Raw genomic sequence first — 23,234 nt, 5'->3', positions numbered from 1 at the left:
GCTCCGCGAGCATCAGCGGCGGTCATGGTCATACACGGAGGGGACCACATGAACCAGAAACTTCAGACCCGCGCGTTCGAGCGGGTGGCGTCGATCCTGCAACCCGGGGAACAGCCGATCACCGCGACCCGGGCGTTGGTCGGCATTTACTCGGCCGGGCGACTCGGGACGTTCGTCGCGCAGGGACTGATCTCCGCCGGCGCCGGGGCGGTGGGGCACGCGCTGGAGCGGACCAAGAAGCAGTTCGTCGTCCTCACCGACCGGCGGCTGATCTTCCTGCCGCAGACCTTCTTCGGCGGGCCCGGCACCGGTGTGCTCGGCGAGGTGCCCCGGGAACACGTCGCACTCGCCGAGGCGAAGATGGGCATCGTGAGCCTGCTGCGCATCGCCTTCGGCGCGGCGGGAGACGGCATCACCCTGACCTTCCCCCGGGTGGACAAGAAGAACGCCGAGGCCCTCGCGGCGGCCCTGGCGCCGGTGCCGACCGCCTGACCGGTCCGCAGAGGACCTGATCGACCCCGCGTTCATGGAAATCGGGGTGTCCGCATGCCGCGGACACCCCGATTTCACGGAAACCGTGTCGATCAAGCGGCGACCGGCCGGTCAGCCGCCGTTGATGACGAACGCGGAGCCCGGCTCGACGACGATGGTGCCGTCGGCCGAGTTCGTGATCGTCACATTCGTCAGGTTGGCGTTACCGCGTGCGCCGCCCATCGCGAGGATGCCGGCGCCGTTGTTGGACTTGTCGATCCGTACGTTGGTGATGGCGACGTTCGGCATGTTGCCGCCGCCGTTCTTGAACTGGATCCCGTCGTACGTCGAGTCGACGATGTCGGTGTCCCGAATGGTGACCCCGACGATGTCCCGGGTCGCGGGGAACAGGGTGATGGCGCCGAACTCCTGGTCCTCGTTCCAGAACGCGCCGCCGGTGCGGTAGAGCCCGTTGTTGGCGATCAACGTCGTGCCGGAGAACGGCAGCGGGTCGTGGTCGGTCGCCAGCATGATGCCCGGGTAGTTGGCGGTGTCGTAGACCAGGTTGTTCTCGATCGAGTTGTCGTAGCCGCCGTAGATGGCGATGCCGTTCGCCCGCCACGGGAGCTGGACGGTGTTGTTGACGAAGTGGTTGTCGTGCGCGATGTCGACGCTGCGGTCCTTGACGTACGGGTTGGCCCAGACCGCGAGCGCGTCGTCGCCGGTGGTGCGGAACGACGAGTTGAACACCCGTGAGTTGCGCGTGCCGTTGCTGAAGTTGATGCCGTCGGCGTACGTGTTGCGGATCCGCATGCCGGTGAACTCCAGCCCGTCGGCCGGCCCCCACAGGTCGGGGATGTTGTCGTAGTCGCGGCCCACCCAGACGCCCACGTTGGCGTGCTCGATCCAGACGTTGCTGATCTTCGTGCCGGTGCCGAACCGACCGTTCAGACCGACGCCGCCCTCGGCGTTGCCGTCACCGCCGCGAATCCGGCCGGAGCCGAAGATGGCGATGTCGGAGATCTGGGTGTTCTTGTCGATGTCGAAGCCGAAGTTGCCCTCGTGCGGGTGGTTAATGCCGCCCACCACGTTCTGCGGCTCGGTCAGCGTGTAGAGCTGCGAGTGCCACATGCCGGCGCCCCGGATGGTGACGTTGCTGATGCCGACCTGGTTGTACATGCCCCGGTTCAGCGGGTCGTCGGTCAGGATCTTCTGCTCCTGCCGCCACTGCCCGGCCGGGATCCAGACGCAACTGATGACGCCGTTCTGGTCGTCGGTCACCGCCCGCTGGATGGCGGCGGTGTCGTCGAGCCCATCGTTCGGGACCGCGCCGTACTGCGTGATCGAGGTGCAGCCCGCCGGTTGGCTCAGCGGCGGGGCCACCTGCTCCAGGTCGATCATGTCGATGACGTAGAACGAGGCGGTGTCACCCGAGTCGCGCTGCAACTTGAACCGGGTGCCCGCCGGGTACGACTGGGACAGCAGGGCGTTCGACTCGTCGAACAGCCGGCGGGCGTCGGCCTGCGGGGTGTTGGTCAGCGCCTCCGGCCCGTCGGTGTTGCCGTAGAGCCAACTGTGCTTCGACGACAGGGTCAACTTCCGCGAGAAGACGTCGTTGACGTAGAGGCTGATGGTCGCCTCGATGCCACCACCACCCGGCGCGTCCGGGATCGAGTTGCGCACCACGATGGCGTTGGCCTGGTTCGCCGAGGTGAACTCGACGAACTGGCCGGTGCTGGTGAGGCGTACCGACTTGCGGCCGGAGGACTCGCTGGCGAAGTTGGTGTGCCCAAAGGTGCGCAGCGGGTCGGCCTCCAACAGCGTGCCCGAGTAACGGGCGGCCTCCGCCTCGTACGAGACGTACGGGACGGCGGCGCCGCGTCCGACCACGATGGACTGGCTGAGGGAGTTGTTGCTCTCGTTGGTCTCGGCGACCACGTTCGTGGCGTCGGCGGTGGCGGTGATGGTCGCGCCCCCGCTGGTGGCGGTCCAGCTACCGCTGACGGCCACGGTGGCCGTCGCACCGGCCGCGATCGAGGCGGTGGTGGTGTTCAGCGTGGTGCCACCCACCACCAGGCGGGTGACGGTGGTCGCGCCGGTCGCCGTGGTGCCCCGGTTGCGGACCGCCACGGTGAAGGTGACGGACGCCCCGACGGCCGGGTTGGGCGGGTTCGAGGCGATGCTCAGCACCTGGAGGTCGGGCCCCGGCGCCTGCGCCACCACCAGCGGCGACGCCGCCGTGAGGCTGTTGTTGCCGTTGTTCTGCTCGACGATCGTGTTGGCCGGGTCGACCGTCGCCGCGACGGCGTAGCTGCCCATCGGCCGCGTACCGGCGTTGAACGACACGGTGGTCGAGGCCCCGGCGGCGAGCGCGCCCACCGTGGCGCTGCCGACGAGCGCTCCGGCCAGGTTGAAGTTCACCGTCGTCGCACCGGAGGAAGCCGAGCCGATGTTCTGCACGACGGCCGAGAGGGTGATCGGGGAGACCTCGCTCGGCGACGTGGGTGACCAGGACAGCGAGCTGACCACCAGGTCCGGGTTGGGGGCCGGCGTGCCGCAGACCTCCAGTTCGGCGACCTGGCCGGAGGGGGCACCGGTGTTGCCGGTGAACCGCAGCTGCACGTCCGCCGTGGTCGCGCTGACCGGAATGGTCACCGTGTTGACGCCCTGGACGAACTGGTAGGCCGCCGCCGACACCAGGCTGGTGTACGACGACGACGCCTGGTCGCGGCCGAGGACCTGGATCGTCTGGGTACGAGTGCCCCAGGACAGGTCGGGGTTGAGCTTGACGGTGACGCCGGAGATCGAGTGGTTCGCGCCCAACGCCACGGTGAGGTTCTGCGGGTAGCTGGCCGCGCCCTCCCAGTAGGTGCCGAGCTGCCCGTCGTTCGCCTTGTCCGGGGTGAACGTGAACGTGGAGCCGCTGGCCGTCATGGTCTTGCCCTGCGCCACGTTGGTGCAGGCCGGCGGGTTGCTGCCGGTACGGGTGACGGTGTTGCTGTTGCCGGACAGGTTGCCGGCGCCGTCGCGGGCGCGGACGTAGTACGACACCGTCGCGGTCGCCGGTTGGCTGTCCTGGTACGTGAGGACGGTGCCCAGCGTCGCGATGAGGTTGCCGCCCCGGTAGACGTTGTAGCCGGCGAGGCCGCTGCCGCCGGAGTCGGTGGACGCACCCCAGTTCAGCGTGATCGTGCTGCCCGACGTGCTCTGCGACAGCGTCCCCGGGACGCTCGGCGCGGTGGTGTCACCGGTGGTGCCGCTGCCGTACACCTCCAGCTCGGAGAGCTGCCCGGCCGGCCAGCCGCTGTTGGCGGTGATGGTGATCCGGACGTAGCGGGTGGCGGTCGAGCTGAAGTTGATCGTGACGGTGCTGCCGCTGGCCGGGTCGAAGGTGTATGCCCGCGAACCGACCAGGTCGGTGAACGACGAACCGTCGCCGCTGCCCCGCACACTCAACGTCTGGGTCCGCGCACCCCAACCCGAGGTCGGCAGCTTCAGCACGACCTGGTTGACCGACTGGGACGAGCCGAGGTCGACCTGCACCCACTGCGGGAACGAGTTGTTGACGCTCTCCCAGTAGCTGCCCGCGTTGCCGTCGACGACCTTCGACGAGTCGTACACGTCGGCGTGGCCGCTCTCCTGGGTGGGACGACCCAGCGCGAGATTGGTGGCCGCCACGGCGAGAGCGCTGCCGGCGGCGGCCGGTTGGTCGGCGGGGCGGGCGGCGAGGGCAGAGTTCGCGAGGGCCGTCGCGATCAGCGTGGTCGCGACTGTCGCGGCCACCATCCTGAACAGTGTCGCTCGTCGTCTCATGACTGTCCTGTCGTCGGGGGACGGTTGCCGCGGGCGGGGGTGACCGCGGGTGGAGGTGAGCGGTGGCACGAGATTTCCGAGGAGATGCATCAAACCGAGCATCTCTTTGTCGAAATCTTGCACGAGATTGGGCCAAAGATTACTGACGTGCTACGAGAGCGTCAACACTTCGACCACCGTGACTATCGATGGGCTTGCTCGCGGGCCGGCACCGGGCACGACGATGAGCCGGATACCGCAGAGTCATCACGATGACCAAGAGGTATCCGGCTCAAGGTGGGGTGGAGCTCGGAAGGAGGTGCCCGGGGGGTCAGCCGCCCGGCGCGGTCAGCACGAACGTCTCCAGCAGTTCACCGCCGTACCAGTCGGTGCGCTGGCCCACGTGCGCCATGCCGAGTCGCCGGCACACCGCCATCGACGGCTCGTTGCCCGGCGACACGACCGCGTAGATCTCCGGGGTGCCGGTGGCGAACTCCCGGGCGATCAGCGCACGGGCCGCCTCGGTGGCGTAGCCGTGACCCCACGAGTCGGGGTGCAGGTGCCAGCCGGTCTCGATGTCCCCGGTGAGCTCACCCTCGTCGCGTCCCGGCAGCGGCTTGAGCAGAATGGTTCCGGCCACCTGACCGGTCTCGCGTACCTCGATCGCCCAGGTGCCGTACCGGCCGGCGTCCGCGGCGTGCCGGTCCCGCCACATCCGCAGCCGTTCGGCGGCCTGACCCGGCTCGGTCATCGGCAGACCCGGTGACACCCCCAACCAACGCGTGATCTCCGGGCGCGAGTAGATGTCGAAGATTCGGGCCAGGTCCGCCGGGTCGTCGGTCCAGTCGCGCAGGATGAGGCGTTCGGTGGTGACAACGGTCATGAACGGCGATCTTAGGGAGTGAGCGCCCCCAGGACAGGGAAGGAGAAGCCGATGGGCAGCGGATGGCAGCGCGCGAAACGGATCACCAGTGCCGCGTTCCGTCCGGTGCGCGGGCGGGACCTGTCGCTGCACGCCGCCGCGATCACCTTCTACGGTGCGATCGCCGTGGTCCCGGTGGCGCTGCTGGCCCTCTGGCTCACCTCGCTCATCGCGGGCGACGACCGGGTGCGCCGGCTCACCTCGTACGCCGTGGAGGCTCTGCCGACGGCCATCGGCGCGCCCCAGGCGGTGGCCGCCCTGGTCGACGCCGGGGTGCGGTTGACCCCGCTGCTGGCGCTCGCCTCCCTGCTGCCCGCGTCGCTGTACGGCGAAGGGCTGCGCCGCGCGTTCGTGTCGGTGGCCGCGCCGCGCACCGACGAGCACCTGGTGGGATGGCGCGGCCGGCTGCTGTTGCTGCCGCTGCTCGCGCCGGCTCCCGCGCTGCTGCTGTCGATCCTGCTGGCGTTGCCGCTCACCACCCGCCTGGTCCGCCAGGGCGGCTGGGTGGGCGCGCTGGGTGTCGTGCTCTCCTTCCTGGCGGTCTGGCTGGTGCTCACACCGGTGCTGGTGTGGGTGTTCCGGGTGGTCGGGCCGGCGTCGCCGGACTGGCTCTCGACCCTCGGGATCGGGTCGTTCACGGCGGCCAACCTCTCCGGGTTCCTGCACGGCTTCGTGCTGTTCGCGTCGCTGCCGTTGGACCTGGGCGTGCCGTTCGGCGGTTTCGACCCGATCGGCGCGGGCGTGGCCGTGCTCCTGTGGCTGTACGTGTTCCACGTGATCGTCCTGGCCGGCTACTCCGCGACCCTGGCCCTGTCCCGGTGGCGGGCCCAGCGGCAGAGCTGATCAGCCGGCGGCGAGCGCCTCGGTGGGGGTGAGGCGGGCGGCGCGGATCGACGGGTAGACGCCCGCCGCCATCCCGACCAGCATCGCGCCGGCGACGCCACCGACCACCGAGGTCATCGGGATCGTCGGCGGCCAGCCCTGGTAGCCGGCGTACCCGACCGTGCCGAGCACGCCCAGGACCGCCCCGGCGGCCCCGCCCAGCACGGACAGCAGCACCGACTCGGTGAGGAACTGCACCCGGATCTGACCACGGTTCGCGCCGAGCGCCCGGCGCAGACCGATCTCCCGGCGGCGTTCCAGCACCGAGATGACCATGGTGTTGGCGACCCCGATCCCGCCGACCAGCAGCGCCACGGCGGCCAGCCCGAGGAACAGCGCGGAGAACGTGTTCTCGGTGGCCCGCTTGGCGGCGAGCGCGTCCGAGGGGCGGCTGACCTGGATCAGGCCGGGCAGCTGCGGGTCGAGGGTGGCCGGCAGCACCGCCCGCACGTCCTCCAACGCGGCCTCGCGGGCCCGCACGTACACGACGGTGGGATGTCCGTCGAAGCCGAGCAGGTCGCGGGCCGCGTCCCAGCCGACCAGCACCGACCGGTCCAGGTCGGGGGCGATGGGCAGCGGATCGAGTACGCCGATCACGGTGAACCACCGCTCGCCGACGAGCACCTGGGGCGGCTGGGCCGGATCGACGGTGGCGAACCCGAGCCGGCTCGCGGCCACGTAGCCGAGGACGGCGGTCGGCAGCCGCGCCGTGCCGTCGTCGAGGAACCGTCCGGCACGGACCCGGCCGTTGACGATGCCCAGCAGATCCGGGCGCGTGGCGAGGGTGGTGAGTCCCGACGTGTCGTACGGGTCCATCGCGTCGCTGCGGCGGACCGTGAGGTGGGTGTTCGCGACGGCGCTCACCGCCTCGACCGGCCCGATCCGGTCCACCATCGCCACCGATTCCTGCGGCAACAGCACGGGCGGGTCCTGGTCCGGCACGGGTTCGGCGCGCAGCACGTTGGTGCCGAGCGCGGAGAGCTGGTCCATGAGGTCGCGTTGGCTGGACGCCGGGATGCCCACCACGACGATCATCGTGGCGATGCCGATGGAGATGCCCAGGGCGGACAGCACCGCCCGCATCCGCCGGCTGGTCAGCCCGAGCAGACCGAGTCGGAGTACGTCGCTCGGGGTGAGCCGGGGCGGTCGACCGCCCGGTGCCGCTGTCGATGTGGTCATCGGCGCGTCCTGTCGAGGGTGTCGGAGACGATCCGCCCGTCGCGGATGTCCACCTGCCGAGGGGTACGGGCGGCGAGGTCCCGATCGTGGGTGATCATGGCGATGGTGGTGCCCTCGGCGTGCAGGCTCAGCAGCAGCGCCAGGACCGCCTCGCCATTGGCGGTGTCCAGCGCCCCGGTCGGCTCGTCGGCCAGGACCAGCGCCGGGTCGTTGACCAGCGCCCGCGCGATGGCGACCCGCTGACGTTCCCCGCCGGAGAGCTGGTGCGGCAGGTGGTCGACCCGGTGCGCCAGGCCGACCCGGGCCAGCGCGTCGACGGCCGTACGGCGACGGCGACGACGGGGCACGCCCGCGTAGAGCAGCCCGGTGGCGACGTTCTCGGCGGCGTCGAGCCCGCCGACGAGGTGGAACTGCTGGAACACGAAGCCGAGCCAGCGGCCCCGCAGCGCCGACAGCCGCCGGTCGGACAGCTCGGTGACCTCCTGCCCGGCGACGCGTACCCGCCCGCTGCTGGGCGCATCGAGCGTGCCCATGATGTTCAGGAGGGTCGACTTGCCGGACCCGGACGGTCCGACGATGGCGAGGAGTTCTCCCGCGCGCACGGTCAGCGAGACGTCGTCCAGGGCGGTGACGCCGCCCGGGTACGTCCGGCTCACCCCGTCGAGTTGCAGGACCGGTTTCGGGTACGCCGGGATCACCTCGGTCGGCGCGTCCCGGGCCGGAAACTGGATGACGGTGCTCACGCGGCCGTCACCACCGTCAGTCCCTCGGTGACGCCGTCGCCGCTGACCTCGACGAGCCCTCGGGAGAACATCCCGGTCTGCACGGCCAGCAGCCCACCGTCGGGAAGTTGGAGGGCGTGTCCGCCCTCGCGGAGCGCCACCAGCGCGCCGACCGGTACCGCCAGCACGTTCCTGCGGGCGCTCGTGGTGAACGTGACCTGGACCGCCGCCGCGTCCAGCTTCGCCACATCCGCCGCCTTGACCGGCGTGACGAGGACGTCCACCTTGGGCGGGCCGCTCTGTCCGGCCCCCGCGTCCGGGCCGCCACCCTGCACGGTGTGGGAGATCGAGGCGACCCGACCGGGAATCTCCGAACTGTCCGGCAGGGTGACCGTCACGGCGGCGCCCACCCGCACGGTGCCGACCTCGGTCGACTCCACCGCGACGGTCACCAGCTTGGTCTTCTCGGTGACGGCTACCAGTTCGCCGCCGACGGGGTCGCCGGGCACGGCCCGCACCGCGCTGACCCGGACCGCCCCGGGCAGCACGACGGCCTGCCCGACCTCGATCCGGCCGGTGGGTTTCAGGTCGAGCGCCTGCTGCCATTTCTTGATCGCGGCCACCAGCTGGTCGGTGAGCAGGGCCCGACCCGGGCCGATCCTCGTGCCGTCCTTGGCCCGGGTCGGCTGCGTGCCGGTGGCGTAGCCGAGCGCCTTCAGGTTGTCCCGCACGATCAGCACGTCGCTGCCGACCAGGCCGGGCTTGTCGAGGCTACGAAAGAGCGGGGTGTCGCCGAACAGCACCGGCACCGGCCGGTCGTCGACCCAGTAGAGCGGCTTGCCCCGGGCCACGGTGTCACCGACCGTCGGCAGCCGGGTGACGATCCCCTCGCCCGTTCCTTTGACCACTCGCTCCGGACCGAAGCCGAGCGTTCCGTCGAGCGAACGACTGTCGGACAGGTCGGTGCGGGTCACCTTCGTCGTCGTGAGCGCCGGCGGGGCGCTCGTCGCGGCGTCCGCGCCACCGCCACGCAGCGTCAGCACCGCGACTCCGGCACCGACGGCGACCACCACGGTCACCAGCGCCACCACGATCGTGGTCCGCCGGGTCGGCTTACTTCTCGCCACGGAACGCCTCCAACGTGCATTCCCGCTCGGCCTTGTCGTACGCGGCGCCCTGGAGACCGCCGGACGGGTCCGCGACGCCGTCGTCGTACGTCCAGCCGGAGCCGTCCGGCAGCGAGTGGATCTTCATGCCACGCCCACGCAGGCACTGCACGTAGTCGTTCCACTGGATGACGTAGTTCGGGTTCTTCTCCTCGTCCAGCTCGGGCGGCTGGAGCGGCAGCTTGTCGGCGCAGGCCACGTACGCCGCCTTCGGCTCGCCGCTCTGGTCGAGGGAGATGATGCCGCTCCCCTTCGGGGCCCCGGCCGAACGTTCCTTGTTCTCCCTGACCCCGTGGTCGCGCAGGCAGTAGTTGTACGTGTTCCAGAGCCGCTGCTTCTCGTCCTCGTTCATGTCCAGGCGCAACTGCGGGCGTCCGGCCGCCGCAGTGGTGGCGGACGCACTCGGCACGGCGGACCCGGTGGCGAGGGAGGCGACGTCGGGGGTGCCGTCGGCGTCGGACTTGCCGCCGCCGCAGCCGGCGAGGACCGTGGCGAACAGGGTGAGCGCGGTCAACCCGACCCGTCGTGGTGCGGTTGTCATGTCGGCAGCCTCATGGACAGTTGTCAGAGACCTGTCAGGAAGCCGTCCTCATCCGGTAGCACCAGCTCACGGGCGTCGTCGGCGGCCCTTTCGGGCGGACCGGGGCACGTACAGTCGCTGCCGTGACTGCGCGGGTGCTGATAGCCGAGGACGACGAGAAGCAGGCCGAGCTGGTCCGCCGCTACCTGGAACGGGAGGGGCACACGGTCGTCGTCGTCGGCGACGGGCGGGCCGCCCTGGAGCAGGTCCGCCAGCACCCACCGGAGCTGCTGATCCTCGACGTGATGATGCCGAAGGTCGATGGTCTGGACGTCTGCCGCATCCTGCGCCGGGAATCCGACCTACCGGTACTCATGCTGACCGCCCGCGCCACCGAGGACGACCTGCTGCTCGGCCTCGATCTGGGCGCCGACGACTACATGACGAAGCCGTACAGTCCACGCGAGCTGGTGGCCCGGGTGCGGACGCTGCTGCGCCGCAGCCAGCGGACGACTCGCGCGGCCGACCCGGTGCTGCGGGTCGGCGACCTGCACGTCGACCCGATCCGGCACGAGGTACGCGTCGACGGACGACGCGTCGACTGCACACCGGGCGAGTTCCAGCTGCTCCAGGCGATGGCCGCCCAGCCGGGGCGGGCCTTCACCCGGGACCAGCTCCTCGGTCACCTGCACGGCTTCGACAAGTACATCACCGGCCGGACCGTTGACGTCCACGTCATGAACCTGCGCCGGAAAATCGAGCCGAACCCGCGCAAACCGGTCCGACTGCTGACCGTGTACGGCGTCGGCTACAAGCTGGCAGAGGTGAACCACCATGCGGCGTGAGGTGCCGCTGCACCGCAGCCTGCTGCTCCGGCTGCTCGCGCTGGCCGTCCTCATCGCCGTGGGTTCGATCGCGGCCACCGCCTGGCTGGCCGTACGCACCACGACCGGAGCCATCCGGCAGGAACAGGGCCAGGCGCTCGCCGACGACGCCCGCATCTACGACACCCTGATCGGCTACGCGGCGACCCATCCGAGCTGGGACGGCGTCGATGCCACCCTGCGCCCCCTCGCCGAGCAGGTGGGCCGGCGGATCACGCTGACCACCGAGTCGGGTACGCCCCTCGCCGACTCGGCGCCGCAGGCCGGCCCGTTGCCCAGCAAGCCCTCCGCGACCATCGACGCGCTCGCCGTCGACACCGCCCTGGCCCCGGGCTCCCCCGCGGCCGTCGACGGCGCGCGGATCGATCCCCGCGCCGCCGGCCCGTACCTGCTCCCGCCGGACGATCGACGGACCCTGCGCGACTGGGCCGACCAGGCCGTCCTGTGCCTGCGGGTGCGAGCGAGGATCGCGGCCGTCGCCGAGCAGGGGTCCTCCGGTCGACCACGGATCGCCACCCCCGGCACGGACCTGAACGACAACGCCATCTGCGCTCAGGCACGCGAGGAACTGGCGGCCCCGACGGCCACCGAACGCAAGGCGCTGGCGCAGCTCAACGCGCTGGTGAACACCTGCCTGGCCCGACGCAAGCTCGCGCCGGTGACCGTGGCGCTGGACTGGACCTGGACGCTGCGGTCCGCCCCGGCGCGGAACACCCGTCCGGACCTCACCGAGGTCGACCAGGACCACAGCCGGGCGGCCAACGCCTGTGTGGGCACCAGCCGCAGGGAACAGCTCCTCCCGTACGTCGCCCCGGCGGCGACCCTGTTCGTCTCCGACCCGGGCGGCCGTCCCACCACGACCTTCGACCTGTCCCGCGCCAACCAGGCCCGCATCGTGGCGGTCGCCGGTCTCGTGCTGCTGGTGACCGTCGGCGTCACCGTGCTGGCCGGGGTCCGGCTGACCCGGCCGCTGCACGCGCTGACCGGTGCCGCCCAGCGGATGCGCGACGGCGACGGCGCCGCCCGCGTCCGCGTCACGGGCCGGGACGAGATCGCCCGGCTGGCCGAGGCGTTCAACGACATGTCCGAGCGGCGCGAACGCCTCGAACAGCTCCGTCGCGCCATGGTCAGCGACATCGCCCACGAGCTGCGTACGCCGGTCACCACGATCCGGGGCTGGTTGGAGGCGGCCGAGGACGGCGTCGCACCGGTGGACCGGCGGTTGGTGTCGTCGCTGCTGGAGGAGGCGACGCTGCTGCAACACGTCATCGCCGACCTCCAGGATCTCGCCGAGGCGGAGGCGGGCGCGCTGCGGCTGCACCCCGAGACGGTCTACCTCGCCGATCTGCTGGGCCAGGTGGCCGAGGCGTACCGCGTGCCGGCCGACCGGGCCGGCGTGACGCTGTCGGTGCGCGTCGACGCCGACCCGCAGGTGTACGCCGACCCGGTGCGGCTGCGCCAGGTCGTCGGCAACCTGGTCGGCAACGCGGTACGCCACACCCCGGCCGGCGGCCGTGTCACGATCAGCGCCGGGGCGGCCGACGGGCAGGTGCGCATCGCCGTCGCCGACACCGGGAGCGGCATCAGCGCCGAGGACCTGCCCCGGGTGTTCGACCGCTTCTGGCGGGCGGAGAAGTCCCGCAGCCGGCAAACCGGCGGCAGCGGCCTGGGCCTGGCCATAGTCCGCAAGTTGGTAGAGGCCCACCACGGCACGGTCCAGGCGTGCAGCGCGCCGGGCGAAGGCGCCACCTTCACCGTCCACCTCCCCACCCACCCCCGGTGATCAAGGGGTTCGCGTCATCCGGACGGCGTTTCCTGACGCCAACCTCTTGATCACCGGGTCACAGGGGGCGGTGGTGGGACTAGGCTGCGGCGGCATGAGTGGTGGTGGGATTCCGGCCCGGGTGGATGTCGTGATCGTCGGCGCCGGGCACAACGGTCTGGTCTCTGCGGTTCTGCTGGCGCGCGCCGGTTTGGACGTCCTCGTGGTCGAGGCGGCCGACGTGATCGGGGGCGCGACCCGCACCGAGAACCCGTTCCGCAAGGTGCCGGGGCTGCGCCACTCCACCGGCTCGTACCTGCTCGGGCTGATGCCACCGGAACTGCTCGCCACCCTCGACGTACGCATCCCCGTGCTGCGCCGCGACCCGCACTACTTCCTGCCCACCCCGGGTGGCCTCGGCTCGCCGTACCTGCTCTTCGGCAGTGACACCGCCGCCACCCGGGCGCAGCTCACCGCGTTCTTCTCCCCCGCCGACGTGGCCGCCGACGACGCCATGCAGGCCGAACTGGCCGCGCTGCGCGAGGACCTCGCCCCCGCCTGGCTGGCCGAACCGCTGACCGTCGAGGAGACCGCCGAACGGCACGTCCGCCCGGCGCTGCGGCAGGTCTTCGTCGACCTGGTCCGCGGGTCGGTCGCCGACTACCTGGCCCGCTTCGAGTTCCGCTCCGAACTGCTGGTCAGCATGTACGCGGTCACCGACGGCCTCTCCGGCCTCAACGCCGGCCCGGACGACCCCGGGACGGGCCACAACTTCCTCGTGCACAACATGTGCCGGCTACCCGGCTCGGGCGGCACCTGGATGATCGCCGAGGGCGGGATGGGCACCGTCTCGCGGACGTTCGCCGACGCCGCACGCGCCGCCGGGGCCACCATCGTCACGGGTACGCCGGTGCGCGCGGTGACCCTCGACGGCGGCGCGGCCAGTGGCGTCGTACTCGCCGACGGCCGGCAGGTCGCGGCACGGGTGGTGCTCGGCGCGTGCGACCCGTACACCCTGATGGACCTGTTGCCCGACGGCGCGCTCCCGGCGCGACTCGGCGAACGGATGGCGGCGGTCCGCCGGCCCGGCACCACTCTCAAGCTCAACCTGGCGCTGCGCGGCCTGCCCCGCTTCTCCTGCCTGCCGGCCGACGCGCCGAGCCCGTTCGGGTCGACCATCCACCTGCTGCCCGGCTCGGCGTCGCTGGTCGGCGGGGACACCACCTCGCCGATGACCGCGCTGCGGGCGATGTGGGCGGACGTGCGGGCCGGGCGGCTGCCGGCCGAGCCGACCATCGAGTGGTACCTGCACACCACCGTCGACCCGTCGCTCTCCGACCCCGCCGGACACCACTCGTCGGCGCTGTTCGTCCAGTCGGTCCCCTACGACCTTGCCGGCACCACCTGGGACGCGGAACTGCCCGGCTACGTCGACCGGCTCGTCGAGATCGTCGAGCGGTACGCCCCCGGCACCGCCGACCTGATCGCCGACGCGGTGCCGCTTCCGCCGCCCGGCATCGAGGCGCACTTCGGCATCAGCGGCGGGCACATCCACCACGTCGACAACACCGTCTCCTTCACCGACCGGATGCCGTACGCCACCGGCGTCGACGGCGTGTACGCGGGCAGCGCCGGCTGCCACCCGGCCGGCAGCGTCATCGGTGCCGCCGGCCACAACGCGGCCCGCCGGATCCTCGCAGACCTGCGTTCATGAGGCCCCCTCGGGCCGGTGTGCGTACGGCCGCAGGTCGCCCGGCCCACCGATGAGGTAGAAGGCGACCAACAGGAGGTACGCGCAGAGACTCAGGATCGGGTCGATGAAGACGGTGGCGAAGGCGAGCAGGTAGAACACGGGCTTCAGCAGGATCCGCCGGGCGATCGCCCGAGCCAGCCGGGGATCCAGGTCGGCGTGCAGCAGCCCGGCCCGGCGATCCCGAAAGTGATCACGTACGCCAGGTAGGACGGCCAGGCGTGGGCGAGGGCGGCGGGCAGCTCCCTCCCGCCCTCCCGGGCCGGGCCGGTCTGGAGCAGTTCGACGGCCATCACCGTCAGAACGACCCCGAAGACCCCGTCGCTGAACGTCTCGACCCGCGCCGCGTCCCGAGCCATCTCCCGACCGCGCCCGTACCGGTAGCCCTTCCGCGCGTCCGCCCCCGCCACGCCCGCCCCGCTCTCGTCGCGCACCCCTTCCGCGATCTTGCACTTTCGGTTGCCGTTTCGGGGCGATTGCGGCGCTTTGCACCCACAGAAAGTGCAAGATCGCGGCGGGTCAGCTCAGGGCGTCTCCCGCCGGGGCCGGGGTTTCCGCGTCTACGCGGTGGGCCCGGACCTTGTGGCCGACGCTCGTCAGGCAGCGGCCAGAGGGCAGGTCGAAGCGCCAGCCGTGCAGCTGGCAGGTGAGCTGGTCACCCTCGACGATGCCGAACCGGGTCAGATCCGCCTTGAGGTGCGGGCAGCGGCGTTGCACCACCCAGTCGCCAAGCGTGATGTCCTCGGCGTCGGTGGTGCGCTCGTGCTCGTCGTACCAGCCCTCGGCGTACTGGAGTCGCTCCTCGGAGAGGCACTTGAAGAACGCGTAGACGAACTCGTTGTACTGGCCGATCCGGGCCGCCGAGAACCGGCAGGACAGGAAGAGCGAGTTGACCCAGTCCACCTCGTCGATGAAGAGCAGGTGCTCGATCAGCGACCGCTCGGTCCGGAACCGGTAGCGGACCTTCTCGTCCGCGTACGGCCGGACCTCCTTGCCCGGGAAGTCCACCACGATCGACTCGACGGTCTCCCCGCCTGAGCCGTCGGTGCCGACCAGGTCGAAGCGGACCGGACCACCGACCCCCTTGGCCAGGTAGATCGACTCGTCGAGCAGCGGCTCGATCCGGCGCTTCATCTCGCCGAGCACGTCGACCTCGGGGTGCCGCCAGGACGCCTTCTCCGCCTCGATGATCGGGCGCTTGCGCTCCCGCATCTCCTCCAGGTGGGCGACCTTGTTGGCGAAGAACTCCTCGACCGGCACCGGGTGGGTCGTGCTCGCGCCCTCGGTGGTGACCTCGGCGACGCTGCCCGGCAGCAGCACGATCCCGTTGGTGCCGCCGACCTTGGCGTACTCGGACAGGAAGACCGACTGGTCGGGGAAGATGTTGCCCTCGTCGCCGAAGATGTCGTTGAACTGCCACAGCTCGTCATCGAGGAAGCACGGCGGCCCGGCGATCGGGAAGACGTGATCGGCCTTCAGGTCGTCGATGTACCGCCAGGTCCGGTCGAACTGCCGGTCCCGCTTCTGCTTGCCGAACGCGGTCTTCGCCGCCTGCGGCAGCTCGTAGACCATCGGGTACCAGATGGCCCCGGAGAACTGGAGCAGGTGCGCGTGCACGTGCCCCAACTCGGCGAAGACGCTCAGGTCGGTGGGGCGGGCGTCGTTCTGGTTCAGCAGCCGCACCCCGTCGTACTCGACCCAGAGCGAGGAGTCGCCGATCGGGCCGTCGGTCGGGCTGGTGAGCGCCTGGATCATGATCTTCAGGCCGCCGGGCAGCTCCACGACCTGCTCGTTCGGCGCCTTCAGGAACTTGGTGAAGCCCAGCGCCCGGAACTCGTCCTCCATCTCGGAGGTGGGGAACTCGGGCAGCAGGACGGTGGCGTCCTTCGAGATGTAGTCGCGCAGGTGCTTCGCGTCGAAGTGGTCCCGGTGCAGGTGGGAGACGTACAGGTAGTCGACCTGGCCGAGGGTCTCCCAGTCGAGCAGGGAATTGTCCGGGAAGGGAAACCACGAGGCGAAGTAGGCCGGATTGACCCACGGGTCGCACAGGATGCTGCCCGCGGCCGTGTCGATCCGCATGCTGGCGTGCCCGGTTCCGGTCACTCGCACCGCACAGTCCCCCTCAAACAGACAATCAGGTGTACGCCAAACGCTACCGGAGGGAGTCTGACCGCCACCCCGCGACGCCCGTAGTGCCGTCCGGCCTGGGCGGCCGGGCCGTACGGCCGGGAAACCCCCACCGCACCGCCCCGGGCAGGAGGCGTGCCAGACTAACCAAAGATCCGATCGCGAGGGAAGGACCGACAGTGGCAGGAAGCGAGCCGGTAACGTCGCCGGACCAGCACAAGCCCGGGCACCGCAAGTCGGGGCGCATCGGCGCCGTGCTGTCCGCGCTGGCGCTGGTCGTCATGGCGTTCTGCGGCAACCACGAAGGCAGGGTCGAGGAGATCTGGCTGATCGGCCTCGCCGCGCTGCTGCTGGTCATCGTGATCGGCGATGCCGTGCTGCGGCGCAACGGGCTGCGCTCCTGACCCGACCGGCCGCCGGGCGACCGGCTCGACCGGCCTTCGGGCGACTGACCAGCGAACGCCGAGGGCCCGCCCCCACTCGGGGGACGGGCCCTCGTTCGTGTCCGCGTCCGGGTCAGCGCCCGAACAGGATGTCCTGCACGTCCTTGAGCGCCGCGTCGACCTCGGCCTCGAAGTAGCCGCCGGGCACCAGACCGAACCGGAGCGTGTCCAGGTCCTTCGGGTCGACCGGCATCGGGTTGCGACGCTGCATGCCACCCAGCAGGGACTCGAAGAACTGGTCCACCTGGTCCGGGTCGTACCCGCTGCCGAACCGACGTACCTGGAAACGGCGTCGGATCTGGTCGACCCGGTACAGGTCGCTGCCGGGCGGACCGGCCATCGGCGGGCCACCCATCGGCGGGCCGGCGACGGCGGGCGGGCCGGCCATCGGCGGACCACCGATGCCCTGCTGCGGCATCGGGGGCGGACCGGCCGGGCCACGCCGCAGGTCACGCAGGTCACGTTCGGGCATCCGGATCTCGGCGGTCATGTCGGCGCGGGCACGCCGGCCGGCCTCGAAGCCGTCGAAGCGGGGCTCGTCCGGCGGCGGCGGGTAGCCACCGGGCGCGCGCGGACCGTCGGGCGGGCCGTACCCGCCGGGCATCCGCTGGTCGTCCGGCGGACCGTAGCCACCCGGCATCCGCTGGTCACCAGGCATGCGCTGATCGTCCGGCGGACCGTAGCCACCCGGCATCCGCTGGTCACCAGGCATGCGCTGATCGTCCGGCGGACCGTAGCCACCCGGCATCCGCTGGTCCTCCGGCGGGCCGTAGCCACCCGGACCGGCCGGCAGACCGCGCGGCGGCAGCCCGTGCCCACCCATCGGGCCGCCGGGGCCCATCGGGCCGGGACCACCCGGGCCGGGGCCAGGACCACCGGGGCCGGGCCCGCGCTGCGCGTCGTATCCACCCCGGGGGGCGTCGTACCCGCCCGCGAAGGCACCGGTGGGCTCGTCGTACCGGCCGTAGCGGTCGGCCGGCGGACCGGCCTGGGCGGGCATCGGCCGGGGAGGCATCGGCTGCGGAACCATGCCGCCACGGTCGTCGCGCATCGGCGGACCCATCCGGTCCGGCGGGCCCATCCGGTCACCCATCCGAGGATCGCCGCCACGCCCGGCGCTGTTGCGCTCCTCCAACTCGGCCAGCTGACGCTCGACCCGGTCCAGGTGCAGGTCGACCTGCCACTCGTCGTAGCCGTTGAACCGGACCCGGAAGACGACGTCGTGGACCTCCTGGGAGGCGACCGGCGCACCGACCTGCCGGCCGTCGAGCGTCGCCTCGACCCGGTCGAGGAAGGCGTCCACCTCGTCGACCTTGTATCCCCGGCGAACCGCCTTGCGCCGGAAACGCTGACCCTGACTCGCCACTATGTCTCCTGGTGTCGTTCGCCACGCCCGGTCACGCCGGTGCCTCTCCGGCGCGGTCGGTGAAGGTGTCGGTGTCTTCGGCGGCGGCGAGCTGGCCACACGCGCCGTCGATCTCGCGACCCCGGGTGTCCCGTACGGTGGTGGAGACTCCCGCGTCGCGCAAGCGCCGGACGAACTCCCGCTCGACCGGCTTCGGGCTCGCGTCCCAGCGGCTGCCCGGGGTCGGATTGAGCGGGATGAGGTTCACATGCGCCAACTTGCCGGCCAACAGCCGCCCGAGCAGGTCAGCTCGCCACGGCTGGTCGTTCACGTCTTTGATCATTGCGTACTCGATGGACACGCGACGGCCCGTCCGGGCGGCATAGTCCCACGCTGCGTCCAGCACCTCGGCTACCTTCCAGCGCTGGTTTACCGGCACGAGTTCGTCGCGCAGATCATCATCGGGCGCGTGCAACGACAACGCAAGGGTCACAGAGAGGTCTTCGCTGGCCAGTCGGCGGATGGCCGGAACCAGGCCGACCGTGGAAACGGTGATGTGCCGCTGGGACAGACCGAGCCCCTCCGGGGCCGGGCTGACCAGCCGACGGATCGCCGCGATGACCCGGTTGTAGTTCGCCAGCGGCTCGCCCATGCCCATGAAGACGACGTGCGACAGCCGCGGCGGTGAGCCGGCGACCGCGCCGGAGGCCGCCACCCCGGCCAGGTAGACCGCCTGGTCGACGATCTCGGCCGTGGACAGGTTGCGGGTCAGCCCGGCCTGGCCGGTGGCGCAGAACGGACAGGCCATGCCGCAGCCCGCCTGGCTGGAGATGCAGACCGTGACCCGGTCCGGGTAACCCATCAGCACGCTCTCCACCAACGCGCCGTCGTGCAGCTTCCACAGCGCCTTACGGGTCGCGCCGTCGTCGCAGGCCAACTCGCGTACCGGGCTGAGCAGCTTCGGAAGCAGCTGGTCGGCGAGCCGCTCGCGCGTCGCGGCGGGCAGATCGGTCATCTCCTGCGGGTCGCGCACCAGCCGCCCGAAGTAGTGGTTGGAGATCTGCTTCGCACGGAAGGCGGGCTCACCCAGCCCGGCGACCAGCGCCTGGCGGCCGGCCAGGTCCAGGTCAGCCAGGTGTTGCGGTGGCATGGAGGCCCGGCGTGCGGTGGGGGCGTCCGAGATGGCGGGGATCAGCGGCAGACTCGTCATGGCCGGTCCAGTGTGTCACGCCGCAGGCGTCGGGCACCCGTCCGGAGGCGTCGAACCGGCCCCCGACGTCGGTCCGCAGCGCTCCGGCCATGGTGACGCATGCCTCACCCCGCCACCGGCACGAAGATCACCAGCAACAGGTACGCGGTCGGCACCGCGAACAGGATCGAGTCCAGCCGGTCCATCAGGCCACCGTGCCCCGGCAGCAGGTTGCTCATGTCCTTGATCCCGAGGTCCCGCTTGATCATCGACTCGGCCAGGTCGCCGAGGACCGCCGCGCCGGAGACGGCCACCCCGAACAGGGCGCCCCACCAGGGGGCCAGGTCGAACATCAGCCACAGCAGCAGGGCACTGCCCAGCGCCGCCGCGGTGACCGAGCCGGCGAAGCCCTCCCAGGACTTCTTCGGGCTGATGGACGGGGCCATCGGATGCCGGCCGAACGAGACGCCGGCCGCGTACCCGCCGGTGTCGGAGAGGACCACCGCGATCAACGTGGCCAGGATGCGCAGCCGACCGTCGTCCGGAGCCGCCGCCAGCAACGCCGCGAAACCGGCGAGGAACGGCACGTAGACGGCGATCAGGGTGGCGGCGGTCAGATCCCGCTGGAAACCGGCCGGGCCGTCACCCAACCGCCAGATCATCGTGCCGAGCACCGTCACCAACAGCCCGAGGCTGAGCGCGTCCGGGCCGGCGAACCAGGCCAGACCCACGGTCAGGACACCACCGGCGAGCAGCGGCACCAGCGGTGGGTGAGCGCCGCTGCGCCGCACCGCGCGGGCCATCTCCCAGATGCCGATGGCGACCGCGGCGGCGATCACCGGCAGGAACGCCGGCGGGTAGACGGCCAACGGCACCACGATCAGCGCGCCCAGGGCGAGGCCGACACCGATCGCCGCCGGCAGGTTGCGGCCGGCCCGTCCGGTACCCACCTGCTGGGTCGGCGGTCGGTCGACGCTGGCCCGTCGGCGTCCCTTCGGCCGCCGGCCCACCGGCGGCTCCGGGTCGGTCACCGGGTCGTCGTCGGGCAGGATCTCGGCACCGATCGGCGCGAGCTGCGCGGTCGGGTAGCCGGCATCGTCGTCGAAGCGCGGCGGAGCGTCCGGGTGGTCGTACCGGGGCTCGTCGCGGCCGTCGTAGCGGGGCTCGTCGCGGCTGTCGTAGCGGGGGCCGTCGCGGTCGTCGTAGCGGGGGCCGTCGCGGTCGTCGAAGCGCGGCGGTGCGTTTCGCTCGTCGAAGCGCGGGCCGGCGTCGCGGGCGTCGTACCGGGGCCCGTCGCGGTCGTCGAAGCGCGGTGGAGCGTCGCGCTCGTCGTAGCGCGGGCCGGCGTCGCGGACGTCGTAGCGCGGCGGGGCGTCACCGGTCGGCGGGCGGTCGCCGTAGCGACCCCGGTCGTCGAAACGGTCACCGTCGTCGTAACGGTCCCGGTCGTCCGGGCGGACGGCCCGGCCACGCTCGTCGTACGGGACCTGCGGCTCGGCGTACGCCCGGGCGCGCGGCTCGGCGTACCGCTCAGGCCCGGCGGCCGGATGGCGGCTCCACTGGCCGGCCTCCAGCTCCTGCTCGGGCCAGGGCAGGGCGGCCGGACGCTCCGGCCGATCCCAGCCGCGCGGCTCGCCGCCGTAGGGGTCGGGGCGGGACATCACGCACCGTGTCGGAGCGCGAGTGCCACCACATGACGCAAGACCACGAGCATCCCCTACAAGCGCGACTGTGTTCCTCCGGCTCGACCGCCCCGGCGGTCGGTCGATTCCCGGTGCGCACCGCCCGGTGGCCCGGAATCCTGCCGAGCCTACTGCACCCGCCGCCCGGGCGAGGCGGACGATGGCGCCAGTGACCGCCCGGCCCCTCCGGGGTCACGGTGCGCGAGGCCCGGTGGGCCGCCGTGCTGCCACGACGGCAGCGGGCGCACGGCGGCCTGCGCAACCCCGCCCGTCGCAGGCGCATCGACGCCTATCCGACCGAGCATCCGGGCGAACAGGGGATGACCCGCACCACCCGCCGGTGGTCGGCTGTCCGTGTGCCGGCGTCCGCCGGCGGTGTCTACCAGAGCAGCGGGGAAGGAACGTTCGTGCGCAGAATCAGCCTGGCGGTGCTGACGATGGCCGCCCTCGTCCTGACGGCGGCCGCACCGGCTGCCGCGGCGACACCGAACGCCAGCATCAGGATCGACCACCGCACCAGCGAGATCTACCTGTACGACGGGAGTCCCGACGGCACCGGGCCGGCGTTCCCGGCCGCCACCGCCCGGGGGGAGGTGCGCAACTGCCCGACCGGCGTGTACTTCCTGTCGGCGTCGCTGACCCAGGACGGCCTGCCGACCTACTGGGCCACCGGTGCCCTCGGCGCCGGCGAGATCGTCTGCGACGGCGGCACCGCCAGCATCTCGATGGGCTTCTACCGGGCCGACCCGATACTGCATCCGGGTCGGGCCACCGTGCGCTTCGAGCTGCACGACGCGTACGTGGGGACGACCCTGACCGAGACGACCCGTACCGTCCGGATCCCCTGCTGACGCCCAGACGGCGCGAGGCCCGTCCCCGGATCGGGGCGGGCCTCACATCGGCTGTTCGCCCGGCGGACGCCGGGTGGGGCCTCAGACCTCCAGCAGCTCGGTCTCCTTGTGCTTGACCAGGTCGTCGATGCTGGCGACGTAGCGCTGCGTCAGATCGTCGAGTTCCTTCTCGGCGCGGCGACCGTCGTCCTCGCCGGCCTCGCCGTCCTTGACGATCCGGTCCAGCTCCTCCTTGCCGCGGCGGCGGACGTTACGGATGGCCACCTTGGCCTCCTCGCCCTTGTGCCGGGCCACCTTGATCATGTCGCGGCGGCGCTCCTCGGTCATCTGCGGGAGCAGGATGCGCAGCTGGTTGCCCTCGTTGTTCGGGTTCACCCCGAGGTCCGAGTCGCGGATCGCCTTCTCCATCGCGTTGATCTGCGAGTTGTCGTACGGCTTGATGATGGCCATGCGCGGCTCGGGGATCGCGACGGACGCCATCTGGGTCAGCGGCGTCGGCGTGCCGTAGTAGTCAATGATGATCTTGGAGAACATGGCGGGGTTGGCGCGACCGGTGCGGATGGCGCCGAACTCCTCCTTGGCGTGCTCAACCGCACGCTCCATCTTCTCCTCGGCCTCGAGGAGGGTGTCGTCGATCACCGGTCTCCTCGCCTCCTTCTGTGCTCGTCGTGGGCTCTGCTGAAAGTCGTCAGGCTCAAGCGGTGATCAGGGTGCCGATCTTGTCGCCACCTACCGCGCGGATGATGGTGTCGTCACCCTGCGCGCCGAAGACCAGCATCGGCAGGCCGTTCTCCATGCAGAGGCTGAACGCGGCCGCGTCGGCCACCCGGAGGTTGCGGCGCAGCACCTCGGAGAAGGTGATCGAGTCGAGCTTGCTGGCGGTGGGGTCGACCCGCGGGTCGGCGGTGTAGACGCCGTCCACACCGTTCTTGCTCATGAGCACCACGTCGGCACGGATCTCCAGCGCGCGCTGGGCGGCCACCGTGTCGGTCGAGAAGTACGGCATACCGGCGCCGGCGCCGAAGATGACCACGCGGCCCTTCTCCAGGTGCCGGATCGCCCGCAGCGGGATGTACGGCTCGGCGACCTGTGCCATCGTGATGGCGCTCTGCACCCGGGTCTCGATGCCCTCCTTCTCCAGGAAGTCCTGCAACGCGAGGCAGTTCATCACGGTGCCGAGCATGCCCATGTAGTCGGCGCGCGCGCGATCCATTCCACGCTTCTGCAACTCCGCGCCCCGGAAGAAGTTGCCCCCACCAACCACCACCGAGACCTGCACACCGCGGCGGACCACGGTGGCGATCTGGCGGGCGATGGCCTGCACGACGTCCGGGTCGACGCCGATCGCGCCACCACCGAACACCTCACCGGAGAGCTTCAGCACCACCCGGCGAGCCCGTCCGGGCGGCGGCGCCGTCGGATCGTCCATCGCCAGCGTCCGGTCACTCACAACCTGCGTCATCCGCCCCGCCTTCCCCACGCGCACGCCCCGGGCGACGCGTTACCGCGAACCTGCCGCTGCCGACCCTATGTGACGAGGAGGCCGC

The 23,234-nt window shown here is 71.4% G+C and carries 19 protein-coding genes and 1 pseudogene; 7 read left to right on the top strand and 13 right to left on the bottom strand.

Annotated features, from left to right (window positions below; all coding sequences use genetic code 11):
• Positions 1-48: 48 nt before the first annotated feature.
• Positions 49-492: a hypothetical protein gene (locus tag ACN263_RS05875; protein ID WP_422738801.1), complete on the top strand. Its 444-nt coding sequence runs from the start codon at positions 49-51 to the stop codon at positions 490-492.
• A 111-nt stretch (positions 493-603) separates the two neighbouring features.
• On the opposite strand, the gene ACN263_RS05870 is transcribed toward ACN263_RS05875, so the two are convergent.
• Both ACN263_RS05870 and ACN263_RS05865 read right to left on the bottom strand, forming a co-directional pair.
• Entirely contained in the window at positions 604-4,257 is a 3,654-nt protein-coding gene (locus ACN263_RS05870) for a CARDB domain-containing protein (RefSeq protein WP_422738800.1), read from the bottom strand.
• 337 nt (positions 4,258-4,594) lie between these two features.
• On the bottom strand, positions 4,595-5,146 hold the full coding sequence (locus tag ACN263_RS05865) for a GNAT family N-acetyltransferase (RefSeq protein ID WP_422738799.1): 552 nt from the start codon (positions 5,144-5,146) through the stop codon (positions 4,595-4,597).
• Positions 5,147-5,197: 51 nt separating this feature from the next.
• On the opposite strand from ACN263_RS05865, the gene ACN263_RS05860 reads away from it, so the two are divergent.
• Positions 5,198-6,028, top strand: coding sequence for a YhjD/YihY/BrkB family envelope integrity protein (locus ACN263_RS05860; RefSeq protein ID WP_422738798.1), 831 nt, complete (start codon positions 5,198-5,200; stop codon positions 6,026-6,028).
• On the opposite strand, the gene ACN263_RS05855 is transcribed toward ACN263_RS05860, so the two are convergent.
• Genes ACN263_RS05855 through ACN263_RS05840 form a run of 4 tightly spaced genes read right to left on the bottom strand, consistent with a single transcriptional unit; the run spans position 6,029 to position 9,675 of the window.
• Positions 6,029-7,246, bottom strand: coding sequence for an ABC transporter permease (locus ACN263_RS05855; protein WP_422738797.1), 1,218 nt, complete (start codon positions 7,244-7,246; stop codon positions 6,029-6,031).
• Positions 7,243-7,941: an ABC transporter ATP-binding protein gene (locus ACN263_RS05850; protein WP_422740607.1), complete on the bottom strand. Its 699-nt coding sequence runs from the start codon at positions 7,939-7,941 to the stop codon at positions 7,243-7,245. Before ACN263_RS05850 ends, ACN263_RS05855 begins: the two co-directional genes overlap by 4 nt.
• A 44-nt stretch (positions 7,942-7,985) precedes the next feature.
• Positions 7,986-9,095 (bottom strand): efflux RND transporter periplasmic adaptor subunit, encoded by a 1,110-nt coding sequence (locus tag ACN263_RS05845; protein WP_422738796.1) that lies wholly within the window; start codon positions 9,093-9,095, stop codon positions 7,986-7,988.
• Positions 9,082-9,675, bottom strand: coding sequence for a hypothetical protein (locus ACN263_RS05840; protein WP_422738795.1), 594 nt, complete (start codon positions 9,673-9,675; stop codon positions 9,082-9,084). The genes ACN263_RS05845 and ACN263_RS05840 overlap by 14 nt, the downstream gene beginning before the upstream one ends.
• A gap of 122 nt (positions 9,676-9,797) precedes the next feature.
• Here ACN263_RS05840 and ACN263_RS05835 point away from each other — a divergent pair, with 122 nt between their 5' ends.
• The 3 genes from ACN263_RS05835 to ACN263_RS05825 all read left to right on the top strand — a co-directional run bounded on the left by ACN263_RS05835 (position 9,798) and on the right by ACN263_RS05825 (position 14,014).
• Positions 9,798-10,499, top strand: a complete 702-nt coding sequence (locus ACN263_RS05835) for a response regulator transcription factor (protein WP_422738794.1) — start codon at positions 9,798-9,800, stop codon at positions 10,497-10,499.
• Positions 10,489-12,321 (top strand): HAMP domain-containing sensor histidine kinase, encoded by a 1,833-nt coding sequence (locus ACN263_RS05830; RefSeq protein WP_422738793.1) that lies wholly within the window; start codon positions 10,489-10,491, stop codon positions 12,319-12,321. The genes ACN263_RS05835 and ACN263_RS05830 overlap by 11 nt, the downstream gene beginning before the upstream one ends.
• A gap of 94 nt (positions 12,322-12,415) precedes the next feature.
• The gene (locus ACN263_RS05825) at positions 12,416-14,014 is read left to right on the top strand and encodes a phytoene desaturase family protein (RefSeq protein WP_422738792.1); all 1,599 of its coding nucleotides are present in this window, start codon (positions 12,416-12,418) and stop codon (positions 14,012-14,014) included.
• On the opposite strand, the pseudogene ACN263_RS05820 reads toward ACN263_RS05825, so the two are convergent.
• Both ACN263_RS05820 and ACN263_RS05815 read right to left on the bottom strand, forming a co-directional pair.
• Positions 14,009-14,409, bottom strand: a pseudogene (locus tag ACN263_RS05820) (TMEM175 family protein). The gene ACN263_RS05825 and the pseudogene ACN263_RS05820 overlap by 6 nt on opposite strands.
• Before the next feature lie 160 nt (positions 14,410-14,569).
• Positions 14,570-16,159 carry a Rieske 2Fe-2S domain-containing protein gene (locus ACN263_RS05815; RefSeq protein WP_422738791.1) on the bottom strand — a complete coding sequence of 530 codons (1,590 nt, stop codon included), beginning with the start codon at positions 16,157-16,159 and terminating at the stop codon, positions 14,570-14,572.
• A 197-nt stretch (positions 16,160-16,356) separates the two neighbouring features.
• On the opposite strand from ACN263_RS05815, the gene ACN263_RS05810 reads away from it, so the two are divergent.
• The gene (locus ACN263_RS05810; RefSeq protein ID WP_422738790.1) at positions 16,357-16,581 is read left to right on the top strand and encodes a DUF2631 domain-containing protein; all 225 of its coding nucleotides are present in this window, start codon (positions 16,357-16,359) and stop codon (positions 16,579-16,581) included.
• 112 nt (positions 16,582-16,693) lie between these two features.
• Here ACN263_RS05810 and ACN263_RS05805 read toward each other — a convergent pair whose 3' ends face one another.
• The 3 genes from ACN263_RS05805 to ACN263_RS05795 form a co-directional block, all read right to left on the bottom strand.
• A complete protein-coding gene (locus ACN263_RS05805) occupies positions 16,694-17,986 on the bottom strand; it encodes a DivIVA domain-containing protein (protein ID WP_422738789.1) in 1,293 nt (430 codons plus the stop codon).
• A 31-nt stretch (positions 17,987-18,017) separates the two neighbouring features.
• Complete coding sequence (gene rlmN / locus ACN263_RS05800; protein ID WP_422738788.1) at positions 18,018-19,175, bottom strand: 23S rRNA (adenine(2503)-C(2))-methyltransferase RlmN; 1,158 nt, start codon at positions 19,173-19,175, stop codon at positions 18,018-18,020.
• A 104-nt stretch (positions 19,176-19,279) separates the two neighbouring features.
• Positions 19,280-20,815 (bottom strand): phosphatidate cytidylyltransferase, encoded by a 1,536-nt coding sequence (locus ACN263_RS05795; RefSeq protein ID WP_422738787.1) that lies wholly within the window; start codon positions 20,813-20,815, stop codon positions 19,280-19,282.
• Positions 20,816-21,033: 218 nt separating this feature from the next.
• On the opposite strand from ACN263_RS05795, the gene ACN263_RS05790 reads away from it, so the two are divergent.
• Positions 21,034-21,687 (top strand): hypothetical protein, encoded by a 654-nt coding sequence (locus ACN263_RS05790; RefSeq protein ID WP_422738786.1) that lies wholly within the window; start codon positions 21,034-21,036, stop codon positions 21,685-21,687.
• An 81-nt stretch (positions 21,688-21,768) separates the two neighbouring features.
• Here the strand turns inward: ACN263_RS05790 and frr are convergent, their stop codons facing one another.
• Positions 21,769-22,326 carry a ribosome recycling factor gene (frr, locus tag ACN263_RS05785; RefSeq protein WP_121655235.1) on the bottom strand — a complete coding sequence of 186 codons (558 nt, stop codon included), beginning with the start codon at positions 22,324-22,326 and terminating at the stop codon, positions 21,769-21,771.
• 55 nt (positions 22,327-22,381) lie between these two features.
• Complete coding sequence (gene pyrH, locus ACN263_RS05780; RefSeq protein ID WP_421474972.1) at positions 22,382-23,149, bottom strand: UMP kinase; 768 nt, start codon at positions 23,147-23,149, stop codon at positions 22,382-22,384.
• Positions 23,150-23,234: the final 85 nt, after the last annotated feature.

This window comes from Micromonospora sp. WMMD729, from assembly GCF_049315225.1.
GTDB lineage: Bacteria > Actinomycetota > Actinomycetes > Mycobacteriales > Micromonosporaceae > Micromonospora.
This window is presented reverse-complemented; position numbering and strand designations above follow the sequence as displayed.